Annotated in this window: 17 protein-coding genes; 5 read left to right on the forward strand and 12 right to left on the reverse strand. The window is 66.6% G+C overall.

What is annotated here, in order from left to right:
• Nucleotides 1-13 precede the first annotated feature (13 nt).
• From AC3WMU_RS09615 to AC3WMU_RS09635, 5 genes are read right to left on the reverse strand one after another with little or no spacing between them, the layout of a single operon-like run.
• A complete protein-coding gene (locus AC3WMU_RS09615) occupies nt 14-727 on the reverse strand; it encodes an ABC transporter ATP-binding protein (RefSeq protein ID WP_492282221.1) in 714 nt (237 codons plus the stop codon).
• Entirely contained in the window at nt 724-2,541 is a 1,818-nt protein-coding gene (locus tag AC3WMU_RS09620; RefSeq protein ID WP_492282222.1) for a branched-chain amino acid ABC transporter ATP-binding protein/permease, read from the reverse strand. The genes AC3WMU_RS09615 and AC3WMU_RS09620 overlap by 4 nt, the downstream gene beginning before the upstream one ends.
• Entirely contained in the window at nt 2,534-3,367 is an 834-nt protein-coding gene (locus tag AC3WMU_RS09625; RefSeq protein ID WP_492282223.1) for a branched-chain amino acid ABC transporter permease, read from the reverse strand. The genes AC3WMU_RS09620 and AC3WMU_RS09625 overlap by 8 nt, the downstream gene beginning before the upstream one ends.
• A 55-nt stretch (nt 3,368-3,422) precedes the next feature.
• A complete protein-coding gene (locus tag AC3WMU_RS09630; RefSeq protein WP_492282224.1) occupies nt 3,423-4,589 on the reverse strand; it encodes a substrate-binding protein in 1,167 nt (388 codons plus the stop codon).
• A gap of 36 nt (nt 4,590-4,625) precedes the next feature.
• Nucleotides 4,626-5,516 (reverse strand): nitrilase family protein, encoded by an 891-nt coding sequence (locus AC3WMU_RS09635; RefSeq protein WP_424626050.1) that lies wholly within the window; start codon nt 5,514-5,516, stop codon nt 4,626-4,628.
• A gap of 365 nt (nt 5,517-5,881) precedes the next feature.
• Here AC3WMU_RS09635 and AC3WMU_RS09640 point away from each other — a divergent pair, with 365 nt between their 5' ends.
• The 4 genes from AC3WMU_RS09640 (at nt 5,882) to AC3WMU_RS09655 (ending at nt 8,932) form a co-directional block, all read left to right on the forward strand.
• A complete protein-coding gene (locus AC3WMU_RS09640) occupies nt 5,882-6,502 on the forward strand; it encodes a chorismate--pyruvate lyase family protein (protein WP_006227388.1) in 621 nt (206 codons plus the stop codon).
• 75 nt (nt 6,503-6,577) lie between these two features.
• Nucleotides 6,578-7,126: a hypothetical protein gene (locus AC3WMU_RS09645; RefSeq protein WP_006227387.1), complete on the forward strand. Its 549-nt coding sequence runs from the start codon at nt 6,578-6,580 to the stop codon at nt 7,124-7,126.
• Between the two features lie 50 nt (nt 7,127-7,176).
• Complete coding sequence (locus AC3WMU_RS09650) at nt 7,177-7,812, forward strand: hypothetical protein (RefSeq protein ID WP_424626051.1); 636 nt, start codon at nt 7,177-7,179, stop codon at nt 7,810-7,812.
• Complete coding sequence (locus tag AC3WMU_RS09655; RefSeq protein WP_492282225.1) at nt 7,805-8,932, forward strand: hypothetical protein; 1,128 nt, start codon at nt 7,805-7,807, stop codon at nt 8,930-8,932. The genes AC3WMU_RS09650 and AC3WMU_RS09655 overlap by 8 nt, the downstream gene beginning before the upstream one ends.
• Before the next feature lie 3 nt (nt 8,933-8,935).
• Here the strand turns inward: AC3WMU_RS09655 and AC3WMU_RS09660 are convergent, their stop codons facing one another.
• The 4 genes from AC3WMU_RS09660 to AC3WMU_RS09675 all read right to left on the reverse strand — a co-directional run bounded on the left by AC3WMU_RS09660 (nt 8,936) and on the right by AC3WMU_RS09675 (nt 12,455).
• Entirely contained in the window at nt 8,936-10,387 is a 1,452-nt protein-coding gene (locus tag AC3WMU_RS09660; RefSeq protein ID WP_492282226.1) for an MFS transporter, read from the reverse strand.
• Between the two features lie 7 nt (nt 10,388-10,394).
• Entirely contained in the window at nt 10,395-11,099 is a 705-nt protein-coding gene (locus tag AC3WMU_RS09665) for an SDR family oxidoreductase (RefSeq protein ID WP_280028620.1), read from the reverse strand.
• 114 nt (nt 11,100-11,213) lie between these two features.
• Nucleotides 11,214-11,813, reverse strand: a complete 600-nt coding sequence (locus AC3WMU_RS09670) for a TetR/AcrR family transcriptional regulator (protein ID WP_280028622.1) — start codon at nt 11,811-11,813, stop codon at nt 11,214-11,216.
• A gap of 105 nt (nt 11,814-11,918) precedes the next feature.
• A complete protein-coding gene (locus AC3WMU_RS09675) occupies nt 11,919-12,455 on the reverse strand; it encodes a YaeQ family protein (protein ID WP_006227381.1) in 537 nt (178 codons plus the stop codon).
• A gap of 619 nt (nt 12,456-13,074) precedes the next feature.
• Here AC3WMU_RS09675 and AC3WMU_RS09680 point away from each other — a divergent pair.
• Entirely contained in the window at nt 13,075-13,731 is a 657-nt protein-coding gene (locus tag AC3WMU_RS09680) for a LysE family translocator (RefSeq protein WP_006227380.1), read from the forward strand.
• Between the two features lie 534 nt (nt 13,732-14,265).
• Here the strand turns inward: AC3WMU_RS09680 and AC3WMU_RS09685 are convergent.
• Genes AC3WMU_RS09685 through AC3WMU_RS09695 form a run of 3 tightly spaced genes read right to left on the reverse strand, consistent with a single transcriptional unit; the run spans nt 14,266 to nt 17,968 of the window.
• Nucleotides 14,266-16,134, reverse strand: a complete 1,869-nt coding sequence (locus AC3WMU_RS09685; RefSeq protein ID WP_085946983.1) for a dipeptide ABC transporter ATP-binding protein — start codon at nt 16,132-16,134, stop codon at nt 14,266-14,268.
• A gap of 14 nt (nt 16,135-16,148) precedes the next feature.
• On the reverse strand, nt 16,149-17,027 hold the full coding sequence (nikC, locus tag AC3WMU_RS09690) for a nickel transporter permease (RefSeq protein WP_006227378.1): 879 nt from the start codon (nt 17,025-17,027) through the stop codon (nt 16,149-16,151).
• Nucleotides 17,024-17,968 carry an ABC transporter permease gene (locus tag AC3WMU_RS09695; RefSeq protein WP_006227377.1) on the reverse strand — a complete coding sequence of 315 codons (945 nt, stop codon included), beginning with the start codon at nt 17,966-17,968 and terminating at the stop codon, nt 17,024-17,026. The genes nikC and AC3WMU_RS09695 overlap by 4 nt, the downstream gene beginning before the upstream one ends.
• Between the last annotated feature and the right edge of the window lie 125 nt (nt 17,969-18,093).

Consider the following 18,093-nt stretch of genomic DNA (forward strand, 5'->3'; position numbering starts at 1 on the left):
GAAATGGCGGCGTTCATACCTTGAGATGGTCAATGATATTGCCGATGGCCTGGGGCGCACCAGCGTCGCCTGCGTCCACAATGGCGCCCTGCTTGAGCACCAGATAGCGGTCGGCCACGTCCAGCGCGAAAGCCACGTTCTGCTCGACGATGAACATCGACGTGCCGCGCCGTTCGCGCTCCCAGTTCAGGGCGCGGCCCAACCGTTCGATCACCGAGGGTTGCAGCCCTTCAGTGATTTCATCCAGCAGCAGCAGTTCGGGCCGCTGCATCAGTCCGCGCGCCACCAGCAGCATCTTCTGCTCTCCGCCCGACAAGGTGCCGGCGTGCTGGCGCAGCCGCGTCGCGAACACCGGGAACAGCTCGGTGATGTCGGCGAAGCGCTCGTCGAAGAGTTTCTCGTTCGGCAGGCCCAGCCGCAAGTTGTCGCGGATGCTCAGGTCGGGAAACAGAGGCTGTTCCTGCGCCGCGTAGGCGACGCCGCAGCGCGCCACCTCGTGCGGGCGCAAGCGCGTGGCGTCCACCCCGCCCACACTGACACGCCCCCGCAACTTGGGCAGGTAGCCCATGATGGTCTGGAGCAGCGTGCTTTTGCCCATGCCGTTCTTGCCCAGCAGCGCCACGCAGGCGCCGCGCTCGACCGACAGCGAAATATCGTTCAGCACCACCGAGCCCTTGTAGCCGCTGGACACGCCGTCCAGGCGTAATGCCGGCGCAGTACCCGTCATTGCCCTGCTCCTTGCGCGGTCTGCGCGCTGCCCGCGTAGATGGTACGCACCAATTCGGATTCCACGACGTCGCGGAAGCTCCCGTCCATGACGATCCGGCCCTGATGCAGGACGACGATCCGCGTCGCCACCTCCTTCACGAAGTCCAGATCATGCTCCACCAGCAGGCAGCACAGCCCGTACTTGTGCGCCAGCGACGACAGCATCTGGCCGATCTGCGCCCGCTCAGCCTTCGACAGGCCCGCCGTAGGCTCGTCCAGCAGCACGATGCGCGGCTCCAGCGCCAGCACCATCGCCAGTTCCAGCGCCTGTTGCTGCCCGTGTGACAGGTCGCGGGCCACGCTGCCCAGGCATTGGTCCAGCCCCGTCACGCGCAGCACTTCCAGCGCGTAAGGCGGCAGATCCAACGTGGACGCGCGGCGCCACCACGAGGGCTGCTCGCGCAGTGTCGTGGCGATGCGCAGGCTTTCGGCCACCGTCATCGTGTCGAACACGTTGGCGTTCTGGAACTTGCGCCCCAGGCCGTAGCGCACGCATTGCTCCGGACCGTCCCGCAGGACCCGGTGGCCGTACAGCTCCAGATCGCCTTCGGACCGTTCGGCGCCGTCGGCAATGCAGCGCATCAGCGTGGTCTTGCCCGCGCCGTTGGGGCCGATCAGGCCCACCAGCTCACCGCCTTTGGCCCGCAGGTCGATGCCTTCCAGCACCTTCAGGCTGCCGAAGCGCTTGGCCACGCCAGACAGGTTCAAGGCCCACGATGCCCCGCTGGCCGGTTGCGGCTGCCCGGTGCGCACACCAAGCGTGGGCACGGGAGCTGCCGCGCCGCGCCGCCGGAACGGCGCCGTCAGCAGCGGCAACAGCCCGCGCGGCAACAGCAGGATCACCAGGATGAACGTCACGCCCAGCAACAATTGCCACAGGAAAGGCAGGTTCCCGCTCAGGTAAGAACCCGCCACATTGATGAGGATGGCGCCCAGTACAGGGCCCCAGATGGTGCCGCGTCCGCCCAGCGCCACCCAGATGATCAACTCCGTGCCGAACACGAATCCTGTCAGCTCCGGCGCCACCACGCCGCTGAACGCGCCATAGCCGAACCCCGCCAGGCTGGCCACGGCGCCGCACACTACCAACAGCACGATGCGCCAGTGGGCGGTGTTCAGGCCCAGGTAGCTGCAACGCGATTCGTTGTCGCGCAGCGCCACCAGGATGCGCCCGCCGTCGCTGCGCACCACGACCCACGCCAGCAAGGCCACCACCGACAGCGTTCCCGCCGCAATCACATACCAGGCCTCAAGAGACAGGTCGAACGTCTCGTAGCCCGTCAGGCCGGACGACGACCCGGTATAGGTGCCGCCGGCCAACACCAGCTGCATCAGCACGATGGGCAGCACCAGCGAGATGACCGTCGCGAAGAATGGCGACGCCCCCCGATAGAACGACAGCCACCCCGTCACCAGCGCAAGCAGCGCCGCGGTACCCACTGCCGCCATTGCGGCCAGCGCAGCGGTACCAGGCGAAAACCCATAATGCGTGAAGGCCAGGCCGGCGGCATACGCGCCCACGCCAAAAAAGGCAGACTGGCCGAACGTCAGATGGCCGGTGTAGCCCCACAGCACATCCACCGTCACCGCCGCCATCGCAAAAAACAGCGCCTTGATCAGCACGTTGAGCAAGTAGGTGTCGAACAGCCAGGGGCCGGCCACGGTAAGGGCGAGGCACATGGCTGCCAGCCACGGCAGTCCCTGGCCGCGCGGCGAGCGCGAGGCCGGCACGGAGGCCGCCTGCGCGTCTTGGGCAAGCGTATGGTCAGTCATGGGCGAATCCTTGGGGACGCAGGCGCAGCGTCAGCGCGGCCAATACGGCGATGGTGACGCCGCCCAGGATCGGGCTGACGAAAATGCTCACCAGCACCTGGCAAGCGCCATAGGCCAGGCAGGTCAGGAGCAATGCAGTGATCGAATGGCCCGACACCATGACCAGCATGAAGGCGCTGACCAGCCACGGCAGGCCCATGTTCGGATCGACGCTGGATAACGGCGTGATCAGCGCGCCGGCCAGCGCGCCCAGCCCCGCCCCCAGGCCAAAGGTCGTGAAGCGTATGCGCTCGGCGTTGATGCCCAGGCCACGCGCCAGGTCCTCGTTCATGATCACGGCGCGGGTCCGCACGCCGAAGCGGGTGCCGTTCAGCAGCAGCGTCATGGCGGCGTAGATCAGCAGCGCCCCGGGCACCAGGAACAGGCGGTACGCCGAGTACTCCGTGCCCAGGAAGGACACGGCGCCCTGGATCGGCGAATCCACGAACTGCACTTCGCGCCCGAATGACACGGTGATGAGCTGGCCGATCACGATGCCCAGCCCCCACGTGGCCAGGATCGCGTCCAGCGGCCGCTTGTACAGCGGCTGCACGATCAGGCGTTCAACGCCCATGCCCACCAGCACGCCGACCGCCAACGCGAACGGCAGGGCCACCCAGGGGTTCAGGCCCAACTGCGTCACGACCAGGCTGGCATAGCTTCCCAGCGTAAGAATCGCCCCGTGCGCGAAATTGACGATCTTCATCACGCCGAAGATGATCATCAGCCCCGACGTCACGATGAACAGCATGGCGGCCGTGCTCAAGATGTCCAGCAGCAAACCCATATCGATCTCCGGCGCCGCCGGACGGGCCGGCGGCGCGTATCACATTACTGCGGCGTCACTTCAGATCCGGGCATTGCGCACCCGGGTCCACCTTATCGAACGTCTGCAGGATCTTGATGGAACCGTCCTGCTGCACCTGGCCCAGGCGCATGGTCAGCGCCGCGTGCCGTTGGCGGTCCATCTTGACGGGGCCGCGGGGGCCGTCGAACGACACCTCGCTCAGGGCCTGCACCACCTTCTGCGGATCCATGCCGCCCGCCTTCTCGACCGCCGCCTTGTACAGATAGAAGGCTTCGTACTGCGGGCCCGAGAATTCATTCGCGGTCTTGGCATCGTTGCCGAATTTCGCCTTCAGGCCGTCCAGGAATTTGCGGTTCTGCGGCGTATCGATACTGGTCAGGTACGACGCCGACATGTACATGCCCACCGCCGTGTCGCCCATGGTCTTGGCCGTGCCTTCGTCGATCGCCAGGTTGCCGTAGGGCATGGACAGGCCCGCCGCCTTGACCTGCTTGGCCAGGCTGACGTTCGGGCCGCCCCCCGCCGTCGAGCTGATCAGCGCATCCGGGTTTGCCGAACGAATCTTCGACACCACGGACGTCCAGTCCGAACCGTCGATGGGCAGGTATTCCTCGCCCACCACGCGTCCGCCCTGCTTCTCGATGTATTCCCGCGTGAACTTCAGCATGCCGCGGCCGAAGGCGTAGTCGCTGCCGACCAGGAAGAAGGTCTTGGCGCCGCGCTCCTTCATGAAGTGGTCCACCACCGGCGCCACCTGCTGCTCGGGCACCCAGCCGTTCACGTGCATCCAGCGGTTGCACGAACGGCCTTCATAGAACGAGGTGTAGATATAGGGCACTTTGCCGCGCGACACGATAGGCAGCGCGGCATTGCGCGCCGCGCTGGTTTCCATGGCGATGATGGCATCGACCTTCTTCTGGAAGACCAGCGTGTCATAGGCCTTTTGCGCACCCACGGCGCCCGAGGCGTCGTCGGCGATCTCCAGCACGATCTGGCGGCCCAATATGCCGCCAGCCGCGTTGATCTCGTCGGCCGCCAGTTGGGACGCCTGCACCACGCCGGGCGCCACGACGCTGTTGGCGCCCGACAAGCCGACCGGGACGCCGATGCGCAAAGGTTCTGCCGCGTGCGCGCTGGCGACACCCGCCAGCAATGCGACGAACGACAGGCGGAGGCGGAAGCTGCTGAACAGGGGTTTCATGAGGTTGCTCCTTGGGAGTCGGCCATGGGCCATCGCTTAACGTTGCCGCGGGGCGCCATCAGCGCCCAGTTGCTCGTCGTAGATATCGCAGCGCCTGTCGCGCAGCACGTGGTTGAAATCGTTCAATTGGCGCGCCCGGCGCGAGGCCTGCACGTCGATGGGCGCCAGCAGCACTTCTTCCTGGTCGACGCTGGCGGGGCCCGCGGCCGTCCAGCCCTGCGATCCCACGATCAGGCTGCGGCCCACGAAAGGCTGGCCGCGTTCGGTGCCCACGCGGTCGGCGCACACCACGGTCAAGCCGTTGCTGTGCGCGCCCCCGATGGTCAGCGCATGCGCCATCACCGGCCCGTCTAGCGTCTGCCCTGGCATCGGCACCCAGTTGGTCGGCACCGCCACGATGTCCGCGCCGCGCACCGCCAGCAGCCGGTAGACCTCGGGGAACCAGCCGTCATAGCAAATGGCCACGCCCAGGCGGCCCAGCTCGGTATGGAACACCGGCAGGCCCAGGTCTCCAGCCTCGAAATACAGGTTTTCGTCGCCCCACAGATGCAGCTTGCGATACGTGCCGATGTAGCCGGAAGGGCCCGCGATCAAGGCGGCGTTGTACAGGCGGTCGCCGCTGCGTTCGGCAATGCCCGCCACCAGGTAGATGCCCAGGCGCTGCGCCAGCGCGATCCAGGCCTGCGAACTGGGGCCGCCGGGCACGGCTTCGGCCAATGCATAAGCCTCTTCGCGGCTCGCGAATACGTAACCCGTGTTCGCCAATTCGGGCAGCACCACCAGCCGCGCGCCTTTTGCGGCGGCCTGCTCCACCAGTTCGGTCGAACGGGCCACATTGGCGGCGACGTCGCCGATCACGGGGGCCATCTGCACACTGGCTACCCAGATGGCCGTGGCCGGGGAACTCTGCGTGTCCGACGCTTGCATGCGATCTCCCAATTTGAAAATTGAAAACGAAAAAGCCCCCGACCACGCATCGCGTGCAAGTCGGGGGCTTCTATAGCCATACCAAATGTTCAAGCAGCAATTATTGCTGCGGGGTACTGCATGCCTTGCTCGAAACGGCCAAAGCCGATTGCGGGTCCCGTCAACGGGAGGAAAGGCATTCCGGTCAATCTTGACCGTGGGCAAATAATAGAGATCGCGCCGATCCCGGGACAATAAGTGCTTTCCCGGACGCAGGAATCGCGGGCCGGCCGCTAGCCGCGCAGCCCTTTTTACGGCGTCGCCCTTGCCGCTGCGTCATTGCGACGCATTGGGGCCGTCAGCCGAGCTTGGCATAATACGCAGCCATGATGAAACCCGCAGCACATCACCCTCCCCTTGCCGCTGGCTGGCTCTCCGTCGCCCCGCCCATCCTGTCGCCGGCCGTGCGCCACTGGCTGTTCCGCCCCGGCGCGCTGACCGCCGGCCTGCGCCAAGTCGGCCAGGTCCGCCTGCGCGTGCTGGCCGAATACGCCGACGGCGCTCCGCTGGATGAGGCTCGCGCCATGGGCATCGCCCCCGGCACGCCCGTGTGGATCCGGGAAGTGCTGATGTCGGTGAACGGCGTGGACAGCGTGCCGGCCCGCAGCCTCACGCCCCTGGGCGCGTCGCACGGCGCCTGGCAAGGCATGCGCCGGCTGCTGACCCGGCCGCTGGCCGACATGCTGTATCACGACAGCACCGTCATCCGGTCGCCCTTCGCCTGCCGCCGCCTGGCGCGCCCGGTGCCGTTTCACGCCACGGCGCGTGGCGTCCTGCCGCCTGACCAGCAGGACCACGACGCGGCCCGCATCTGGGCGCGCCGATCCGTGTTCTGGCGCCAGGGCCAACCGCTGTTGGTGGCCGAGTGCTTCCTGCCCGGCTTCTGGGAACTGATCGCGGACCGGCCCGTGCCGCCGCTGGTCCCGCATCAGCGCACGCCGCGCTAAGGCGCGGAAGGCTGGCTCCCGCCCGGCGCCAAGGAGGCTCGCGCCGCGCGGGGCCGCTTATGCCAGAATAAGGTAATGAGACCCTACCTCGTTCTCGGCCTGCTCCTTCTTGGCACCCTGGCTGCCGTGGGCTACCGCTTCCGGCACCCCAAGCCCGACGACACCCGCCGCCGCATCGTCAGCGACCTTGTCGCCGGTGGCCTCATGTACGCTTTCATCGCCCCGGCCGTCGGCGGCGCCGCGCTCATGCTGGCCCTCTCGGCGGTGACCCGGGATCCCCAGAACCTGATCGTGGCCGTCCTTGGCCTGCCGTGGTTCTACGTCTTCGGCATCGTGCCGGCGCTGCTGTGCGGCGTCGTGGCGGGCGCGCTCAAACCCGTTCTTCCGACCTGGCCCGCCTTGGGCATGATGACGGTGGCGGGCGGCCTGTACGGATTCCTGTTCCTGGCCGCCTTCGGCAGCCAAGACTTCAGATGGACGGACCTGCTATTCCCCTTGAGCGTGGGCGCCCTGCCCGGCATCGTGGGCTCGCTGCTTTGCACCTATTGGTTCTTCGGCAGGCCCGGCCGCCCACGCGCGCTGGCAACGGATGCGACGCCAGAGGCAGCGGATCCCCCACAATGATCGCCTTCACGCGTCCCCCTCCCCCTTTCCCTGGCAGCCTGGTCACCGACATGTCCCCTCCCATGCTTACCCTTTGGTTCCGACGCTTCTGGCTGCTGGCAATCACCAGCCTGATCACTCTGCATGCGGGCGCCAGCTTTGCGCAGACGTTCGACCGGCAAGCGGAAAACCAGCGCTACCAGCAATGGCTGCAGGATTTCCGTCGGGATTTCCAACAGTTCCGCCAAATGCCCGATCGGGAAAATGCGGATGTGGACAAACTGTTCGCCGGCACGCTGGTGCCCGGTTCGCGCGCCTCGCAGGTGGTGAAGGAACTGGCCCGCGCCCAAGGCGACACCACCCATGGTGAAATCCGGTTTGTGGGCATCCAGCGCGTGTTCATGGCGGCGTTGTCCAATTCGGTTGTCGCGGGCGATGGCGGCGTCTATCCGGAAACCCAGGCCGCGTTCAAACAGCAGACTTTGCGCGTGCGCTACATGCATGTGGATGGCGGCGGGCGGTTGGAGAACTATTTCAACAACCCGGAAATCTTCAAGCCATACCGGCTGCCGGACCCCGGCGTGTTGACGCGCGACGCCTACCCCTTCCTGCTGTTTGAAGACGCACAGGGCAAGCTGCGCCTGGGCGGGGTATCGAAGGAATTCTGGGATCTGGTGAAGTACATGGACGCGCAACAATATGCGTAAGCTGCCGATCGTCCTTGCCCTGGCCGCCGCCCAGGCGCTGCTTGCCACCCCCGCGTTTGCCGATTGCGGTCCGGCCGTTACCGATTTTTCCGAACCCTCCACACTGCCCGCCGTGCCGGTGTCCGCCGACTTGGCGAACGACCGCGTTCTGCTCGGCAAACAGGGGGAACGCGTGCCGACGAACCGCAAACTTGCCTGGACCAACGAGCGCGGCGACCCGGATCCGCACACCTGGACGGACAAGGTCGATTGGTCGGCCTACCGGACCCGGGAAACGCCGGGCACGGTCGCCCCGACCCGGCTTTACTTCAGCCCGGACGGCAGGCTGTGCCGCGTGGAACGGTATGGCAAGATCCGCGGCAGGACGGTGCTGGAAGGCGGGTATGTCCTGGCCTACGACACGGCGGGTGCGCTGGCGGCCTACACCGAATACGACCTGTCGGGCTCGTCCGATGCGCAGCCCTATGCCGCAACCCGGCGCGCGTGCCTGCAACGCGATGCGCGGGGCGTCCTGAGCACCTTCATCGATGACGGCTGCGGCGACGCCAAAGGCCCCGGCGCCAGCCGGCATTACGTGCGCGACGCCTCGGGCCGCTTGCTGCGCGTGATCGACACGTTATCGCCGGGCCAGCCTTTGGCCGTCCAGACCCTGGACGCGCAGGGCAAGCCGGCGCAGCGCTACGTACGCCAGTACTCCGCGTTTGTCGCACCGAACGACAGCCAGGGGCCTTACGCCTATCCGGAACCCGCCGCGCGCCCGGACCGCCTGTATCCGCGCCTGCGCGAACACCTGGCCGCATTCCCAGGTGAAATTCCCGGTATGGAATGGCGCATCGTACGCATCGCCGACGAGGTGCCGATGGACGGCGACGACCAGTCTTCCTGGGACCCTGCCGTGCAGACCGTGCTGGCCAAGGGCGAAACCGACGCCCAAGGCGCGGCGCACGTCACGCCACAGGCCCAGGAGCAGATCTGGCTGGCCATGCAAAAACACCCGGGCCGCGTCCTTTTCTATTTCGACCCGATGGGGCGCGTCGCGCTGGTGCCCGCCATGACGCCCGCGCAATGGAATGCCTGCGGCGATCCGGCCAACCTTGCGCCGGACGCCTGCACGCAATGACGGTCAGCGCTTGCCTGGCCGGGTGTCCACCGCCAGGCAAAGCAACGCCGTCACCAAGGCCAGCGCCACGTGCGCCACATACAGCGGCGAGAAGGCGGCGTGGCTGACCGCGCCATGGCCCAGCATCAGCACCGTGATCGCCACACCCATCACCCCGCCGATCTGCCGCGTCGCTTGGTTGACGGCGCTGCCCACGGCATAGTGCTGCGCGGGTAGCTTGCTGACGGCCGCGCCCGACAAGGACGGCAACACCATGCCGACGCCGATCCCGCTGAGCAGCAGGCCCGGCAGCCATTGCGTCAGATACGCGGGCTGCTCGCCCGGCACCAGCAGGAACCACAATCCGCTGGCCGCGTAGATCAAGGAGCCGCCCACTAGGAACGGACGGTGGCCCATCCGCGCGGCCAGGCGCCCGGTCAGGATCGCCGTCGGCATGACCAGCAGCGGCCCCGGCGTCACGGCCAGGCCGGCGCGCGGCAGGCTGTAATGCCACACCCCCGTCATGTAGAAAAAGAACGCGAAGAACATCATCGCGAACGCAATGCCGAAGCTCAGCGTGGCCAGGTTCACATAGCGATAGGTGCGATGCTTGAACAGTGACAAATCCACCAGCGGGTGCGGCGTGGCACGCGCCCAGGCCACGAAAGCCCCCAGCGAAACGACGCCCACGGCGGCCACCACGCCCAGCTCCAGCCGGCTCCAGGACGGCGATTCCGACTGCACAATCGCCAGCGCCAACGCGCCCACGGCCACCATCAACAACGCCATGCCGACGCCGTCCACGCGGCGGCGCGCATCAGCCTTCACGGACTCCTTCAGCAAACCTGCGCCGTACCAAAGCGACAAGGCGCCCAACGGCAGGTTGATGTAGAAGGCCCAGGGCCAGCCCGCCATGTCCACGACGAACGCCCCCAGGCTGGGGCCGACCGCCGCGGCCAAACCGCCCACGGCGCCCCACAGACTGACCGCCACGGCGCGCTGGGAGGACGGAAAGGCCGCCAGCACGATCGACAACGACGCCGGCGTCAGCAGCGCCGCGCCCACGGCCTGCAGCACACGGGCGGCGATCAGCCACCCCACGCTGCCTGCCAGGCCGCATGCGGCCGAGGCGGCCAGGAACAGCACCACCCCGACCATGAACATGCGCTTGCGGCCATGCGTATCGGCCAGACCACCTGAGGGGATCAGCATGGCGGCAAACACGACCGTGTAGGCATTGAGCACCCACGACATGTCCGCGGCCGAGGCCTCGGGAAAGCCGGCGCGTAAGGCGCCGAACGCCGCGTACAGCATGGTGCTGTCCAGCGACACGAGGAACACGGCGATGCTCGCAACCCAGAAGATCGGCCACGGAGACGCCGCGGCGGGCGCGATAGCGGGGTCGTTCGCGGAGTCGGGTTCGTTTGCAGAGATGGCCGGCGGAGATGCCGGCGCGGAGCGGGCAGTAGCGTGCATGATGGATTTATCCCAGCGCCTTCAGATAAACCGCCGGTTCGGCGGACAGACCCTGCTTGACCTGACGGGTCCGGTCGTCGGCCAGCACTTCTTCGGCGCCCGCCTCCAGCCCGTCGAACGCCTGGCTCACGATGGATTCCGGCGTCGACTTGGGGCCGTCGATGCCCTTGGTCAGATCCGTATCCACAAAGCCCATGTGCAGTCCCAGCACCTGCGTCTTCTGCGCCCGCAAGTCGTTACGCAACCCGTTGGTCATGGCCCACGCGGCCGACTTGCTCATGGCGTAGACGCCCAGCAGCGGGCCGTTGATCCAGCTGGCAATCGACAGCACATTCAGCAGCGCTCCGCCGCCATTGGCGGCCAGCACCGGCGCGAACGCCTGCGCCACACGCAACGAGCCGAAGAGGTTGGTGTCCAGATGACGCTGCGCGGACTCGATGCTGCCCTCCGCCATGAAACCGCCGATGGCTGCGATGCCGGCGTTGTTGATGACGAGCGTCACGTCCGACGCATGCGCCGCGGCGGCCGCCACGTCTTGCGAATTCGTCACGTCCAGCTTGATCGCTTCGACGCCCGCCAAGGTGACGGTCGACGGATCGCGTGCGCCGGCATAGACTTTGCGCGCCCCGCGGGCCAGCGCCTCGCGGGCAAAGGCCAACCCTAAACCGCGGTTGGCGCCAGTAATCAAAACCACTGCATTCTTGAGATCCATGATGGGATGTCCTTGGGGGGTAGATAGAGCAACTGGTGTTGGCTAAATATGATGATCATCATATTTACGGCCGGTAAAAAAACCGCGCAATGCGGCCTTCGGATTCGGTTCGGGTCAGGCAGACGGGGCGTTGGCCTCGCGGTCGTATTGGTCCAGGATGGCGTGGCGGGCAGAGGCCAGCACCGCGCGCCCTTCGGCGTTGTCGCCCAGCGCCCGGGCCAGCTGCAACGCGCCCACGAGCGTACTGGTCACCGCGGCGGCGGCATGTTCGCCGGCTGTTGCCGGCAGCGCCTGCCGCACGGCTTCCATCAGGCGTTGCACACGCACCGCCGAGGCTTCGCGCACTTCGGACGACTGGCGCGGGATCTCGGAAGCCAGTGCCGACACCGGGCAGCCCCCTTCACAACCTTTCAGATGCGCCTCGCCCAGATACGCCTCAACCCAGGCGCGCAAGGGGCTGGCCCCGTCGGCCCGGCGTTGCTCCATGCTCTTGGACATGCGCGCCGCGCCATCGCGACCGGCGCGTTCCATCGCGGCGGCCAGCAAGGCATCCCGCGACGGGAAATGCGCGTAGAAGCCGCCGTGGGTCAGCCCAGCCTCTTTCATGACGTCGGCCACGCCGACGCCCGCATAACCCTCGCGACGAATCGCGCGCGCCGCGGCGTCGACGATGCGTTCGTGAGAAAGCGCTTTACGGGATGATGGGCCAGGCATGGTCGGGAATCCGAAATATTATGATCATCATATTAATCCCGCAAAAAGACCCCGTGCAAGAAAAATACGGGGTGAATTTGTAACGCGGCGATGCAGGCACGGCGCCTAGCGCCAGGCCTCCGGCTCGACACTGACTTCGCCCTTGTCGGCCGAAAAGTACACGATGCCGTCCGATATGTTGGCGTTGAGCTGCATCGTGCGTTCGGCCAGCTTGGCGAGCGCACGGGTCTGGTCCGACGGCAGGTTGATGACCTTCAAGTTACGGGTGCGCTCGAGCTTGTTGCGCACGCCGTCCCACCAGATTTTGCTGGCCGACCCGCCGTAGCAGTACACGATGACTTCATCGGCGCGGCCACAGGCGCGCAAGATGCGGCGTTCTTCGGGCTGACCCACTTCGATCCACAGCTTGACCGCGCCGGTCAGGTCCTTGACCCACAAGTCGGGCTCGTCGGTATCGCTCAGGCCCTTGGTGAACGCCAGTTCTTCCTGCGCATGCAGGGCATAGGCGACCAGGCGGACCATCAGGCGCTCGTCGGTTTCCGAAGGATGGCGGGCGACCGTCAGCGAATGGCTGCCGTAGTAGTGGCGGTCCGTATCGGCGACGTTTAGTTCGGCCTTGTAGATGGTGGCGCGCAGGGCCATGGTGAAAAATCCGTTGAAATCGTGCAGATTGCGTGAAGGCCGCCATGATAACGCTTGCGGGAGGGGCGTGTTTCGCGTGGCCTCGTGAGTTGGTCTGTGTGCTGGCACTTCGTAGGTCGCTTGTCGGCGTGGGGGGCAGGGGCGCTCGCGCCCACGATTGCGGTCCGGCGCGCCGGCGCCGGACTGCCCCGTCGTCATCGTCGTCCGCCTTCGGCTCCCTTCCGATTCCCTCGGGCGCATCGAGGTTGCTCGCGCCCCTGCCCCCCACGCCGACAAGCTGGATCTGTCCGGGCCCGGTGCGTTGTTGGAGCCGTGGTCGGTGTCGAGGCTTGCGGGGCCCGCCGATTGTGGCCGCCCGGGCGGCCACAATCGGCATACGTGCCGTGCGTCGTCGGGCGGGGGCCGCTTCGCGCATGCGGGGCGGGATTGCTCGGGGCGCCTCCATCGGGGGAGTGGTAGAGATGGGCGGCGCGCGGCACGGGGCGGCTTGCGCATGCGGACTTTGCGCGCGCGCCGCCCATCCGGCGTCGGGGCTAAATGACGGGTGGCGGCGTTACACTTATTGTGGACTTTGCCCACATCGACATCCCCTTTTCGTCTGCGCCCTCGTCTTCCGACCATGACCGCCACCGCCGCTCTGCTCGCCTTCACGCTGGCCGCCGCTATCCTCACAATTACCCCGGGTCTCGATACGGCGCTTGTCTTGCGCACCGCCGCCGTCGAAGGCGGACGCCGGGCACTGATGGCGGGGCTGGGTATTTGTGCGGGATGCCTGCTTTGGGGCGCCATCGCGGCTTTCGGCCTGGGCTCGTTGCTGGCCGTATCCTCGCTGGCCTACGACACGCTGCGGATCTGCGCGGCCGTCTACTTGTTCTACCTGGGCGCCAAACTGCTGTGGCGCACCCTGCCCGGCCGCAGCCCGGGCCCGCACGCGACCGCCTCTGATCCGGTCCCCCGCGGCGCGCCCGCTGCCACCAGCGCCACAGGCTGGTTTCTGCGTGGGTGTCTGACCAATGCCCTGAACCCGAAGGTGGGCATCTTCTACATCACGTTCCTGCCCCAGTTCATCCCCGCAGGCAGCGATGTGCTGACCTTCAGCCTATTACTGGCGGCCATCCACGCGCTCCTGGGCGTGCTCTGGTTCGCCCTTCTCGTCGCCGCCACCCGCCCACTGGCAAGATGGCTGTCCCGCCCCGCCGTGATGCGCGGTTTGGACCGTATGACCGGTGCCGTGTTCATTGCGTTTGGATTGAAGCTGGCGCTGGAGAAGCGCTGACGCGGGAGATGGTAGGTACGGTGGGGGGATCGCGTAAGGCGGTCTTTGTGAACCACGATCGGTGCGGGCGAACCCCGATGGGTTACGCGCGTTGGCGGCCTCTGAATTAGGCAGGCCTTGCCGCGCTCCACCCATCCTACGGGATGCGCCACACCGTTTCGGCGAGCGCGAAGCGTCATTGTCCCGCCGCAAGACGCTTGAACGCCAAAAAAGGCCGCCCGCGCGGCCGTCTTTGGCGGCCCCGCAAACTCCTTCACCCCTCCTGGCCCGGGGCAAAAACGCCAAGCACCCCGCCCTCCCCGATGGCAGGCAGAGGCAATCGGTGGAGCAGTCGGCGTCGGGGTGGGGGTGGGCGCGGGGAGTCGATGCGCCCGAGGGAATCTGAAGGAACCGCCAACGGCGGTGACGAAGATGACGACGGGGCCGTCCGGAGCGAAGGCTCCGGACCGCAATCGTTGACCCGCGCCCGCCCCCACCCCGGCGCCGACTGCGCGTTAAAAACGCAACCGATCAAACGCCGAATGCACCCCCGCCTCAATACACCCCAATAGCATGCCGCGCCACAAAATGCCCGTCACCCACGGCCACCAAAGGCTCCACCAACGGATCATCCCCCAACTTACGCATCGGGCTGGGAATCTCATCCACCAGCAGTGAACGCTCGCGATGCCGCCGCTGCGGATCCGCGATCGGCACTGCCGCCATCAGCTTCTTCGTATAGGGATGCTGCGGGTTCTCGAAGATCGCTCGGCGCGGTCCGATCTCGACGATCTGCCCGAGGTACATCACCGCCACCCGGTGGCTCACGCGCTCCACCACCGCCATATCGTGCGAGATGAACAGGAACGACACGCCCAGCTCACGTTGCAGATCCAGCAGCAGGTTCACGATCTGCGCCTGGATCGACACGTCCAGCGCCGACACCGACTCGTCCGCGATCACAACCTTGGGATTCAGCGCCAACGCCCGCGCAATGCAGATACGTTGACGCTGGCCGCCCGAGAACTCGTGCGGATAGCGGTCGATCATTTCAGGCAGCAGGCCGCACTTGTCCATCAGCCAGCGCACGCGGTCCTGCGCGGCCTTGCCGCGGGCCACGCCATGGATCAACAGCGGCTCCATGATGGAATAGCCCACCGTCATCCGCGGGTCCAGCGACGCGAACGGGTCCTGGAAGATGAACTGGATGTGTTGACGCAAGGTCTGCATCGCGCTGCCGCGCAGCGCCCCGATGTTCTTGCCGTCGAACTCGATCGTGCCGCTCTTGCTCTTGACCAGTTGCAGCAGCGACCGGCCCGTCGTGGTCTTGCCGCAACCGGACTCGCCCACTAGAGACAGCGTCTCGCCGGGGTACAGGTCAAAGCTGACTTTTTCGACCGCATGCACACGCTTTTGCACCCGGCCCAGGATGCCACCGGTGATATCGAAACTGGTCGTCAGGTCGCGCACCTTCAGCACCGGCCCGTTTTCGCGGCGAACGGTGCTCGGCGCCGCCACGGGCGCGTCCACCAGCGCGGCCGGATCGGCGACGTGGGCGGCTTCCTCCACTTTCAGAAGCGGGAACGGCGCAGGCTCGTCGGTGCCGTGCATGGCGCCCAGGCGCGGCACGGCCGACAGCAAGGCGCGCGTATAGGCGTGTTGCGGACGCGCGAAGATCTCGTCCGAACCGCCCTCTTCCACCTTGTCGCCGCGATACATCACCAGCACGCGGTCGGCCACTTCGGCCACCACACCCATATCGTGGGTGATGAAGATCACGCCCATGTCCATCTCTTCCTGCAACTGGCGGATCAGTTGCAGGATCTGGGCCTGGATGGTGACGTCCAGCGCGGTCGTCGGCTCATCGGCGATCAGCAGCTGGGGCTTGCACGACAACGCCATCGCGATCATCACGCGCTGGCGCATGCCGCCCGACAACTGGTGCGGGTAGCGGTCCAGGATGGCGCGAGCTTCGGGGATGCGCACGCGTTCCAGCATGCGCAGCGTTTCGGCGCGCGCGCCGGCCGCGTCCAGCCCCTGGTGCAGCTGCAGGGCTTCGGCAATCTGGTTGCCGGCCGTGAAGCTGGGGTTCAGCGACGTCATCGGCTCCTGGAAGATCATCGCCACGTCGGCGCCGCGCACGCGTTGCAGCGTGGAATCGGGTGCGTGGGCCAGGTCCAGCACCTCGCCGTTGCGGCGGCGCAGGAACATGTCGCCGTTGACGATCTTGCCGCCGCCGTACTCCACCAGGCGCATCAGCGCCAGCGAAGTCACGGACTTGCCCGAACCGGACTCGCCCACGATGGCCAGGGTTTCGCCGCGATCGACGTGGAACGACACGTTACGCACGGCTTCGACCGTACGCTCGGGGGTCTTGAAGCGCACGGTCAGGTCATTGACCTGCACGACGCGTTTGGGATCCATGGTTGCCATAGTGATTACTTTTCCTGACGCGGATCGAGCGCGTCGCGCAGCCCGTCGCCCAGCAGATTGAAGCCCAGCACCACCAGGAAAATGGCCGATCCGGGGAAGATCGACATCCAGGGCGCCTGGGTCATGAAGTTCTTGGCCGTGTTCAGCATCGAGCCCCACGACGGCGTCGGCGGCTGCAGCCCCAGGCCCAGGAAGGACAGGCTGGCCTCGGCGATGATGGCCGTGGCGATGGTGATCGTGGCCTGCACGATCAGCGGCGGCATCACGTTGGGGAACACGTGCCGGCCAATGATGCGCAAGTCGGATGCGCCCAGCGCGCGGGCGCTTTGCACATAGTCTTCGTTTTTCACCGCCAGCACCTGCCCGCGCGTCAAGCGCACGAACTTGGGCGCCGCCGACACGCCGATGGCAATCATCGCGTTGGTCAGGCTGGGCCCCAGGAAGGCGGCCAGCGCGATGGCCAGGATCAGGAACGGAATGGCCAGCAGCGCCTCGGTGGCGCGCGAGATGAAACTATCGGTCCAGCCGCCGAAGTAACCGGCCGCCAGCCCGAACGGCACACCCACGACCAGCGCGATCAGCACGGACACCAGGCCCGCCATCAGGGAGGCGCGGGCGCCATAGACCATGCGGCTGAAAATGTCGCGGCCCAGTTCGTCCGTGCCCAGCCAATAGGACGCCGACGGCGCCTTGCGGATGGTGGTGAAACTGGTCTGCAGGGGGTCGTGGTTGGCGATGAACGGCGCCAGGACGGCCAGCAGGACGAAGAACGCCACGATGCCCAGACCCAGCATCGCGATGTGGTTGCGTTTGAATTTGCCCCAGGCGCGGTTGCGGCTGCGGGGCGGCGTGACGGCTGCGGCCGTTGCAGGAAGTGCGCTCATGAGTGCCTCAGGCGGGGGTTGACCAGGATGTACAGAATGTCGGCCAGCAGGTTCATCAGGATGAAGCCCACCGCCACGCAGAGCACCACGCCCTGCACCACCGCGTAGTCGCGCGTGAACACCGCGTCCACCACCAGCTTGCCGAAACCGGGAATCGTGAAGACCTGCTCGGTCAGCACGGCGCCGGCCAGCAATTCGCCGAACAGCAAGGTCACCAGCGTGACGATCGGCATCAGCGCATTGCGCAAGGCGTGGCGCAGCACCACGCGGCGCGGCGACACGCCCTTGGCGCGCGCGGTGCGCACGTAGTCGGCGGACAGCGCCTCCAGCATGGAAGAACGCGTGTGCCGCATCAGGTAGGCCGCGATCGCCGTGGACAGCACCAGCGAGGGCATCAGCATCGTCTTGATCGACAGCCAGAAATCTTCCGCTGGCGACACGTAGCCCGAGGCCGGCAGCAGCTTCCACTGCACCGACACCACCATGATCAGGATGATCCCCAGCCAGAAGTTGGGGATCGACATGCCGGATAGCGCCGCGATGTTGGCCCCCATTTCGATGGGCTTGCCTTTGCGCACCGCTGCGATGATCCCCATCGGGATGCCGATCAGCAGCGCGAAGAACATCGCCATCGCAGCCAGTTGCAGGGTGACGGGCAGCTTTTGCGCGATCAGCGTCGTGACGGGCACGTCGGTGCGCAGGGACTTGCCCAGGTCGCCTTGCAGCACCTGGCCGGCCCAGGCCGCGTATTGCACGGGCAAGGGATCGTTCAGGCGGTATTTGTCGCGCAGGTAGTCCAGGACGGCCGGGTCGCGCTCTTCGCCGGCCAGTGTCAGCACCGGATCGCCGGGCAGGATTTTTTGCAGCATGAAGACGATCATCGACACCAGTATCAGTGTCGGTATCGCGACGACCACGCGGCGCAAGATGAGTTTAAGCATGTGGGAAAAACCGTAGAACAGGAACGGCGGACGGCGTCAGGCCAACATCACCTGGCGCGCGGCCGCCGCAAAGAACCGTTGGACGCGTCGCCGCCTCCAACGTGCGCGGCGCCCCCGGGAGGACG

The sequence above is a fragment of the Achromobacter sp. FW305-C-13 genome (genome assembly GCF_058783475.1).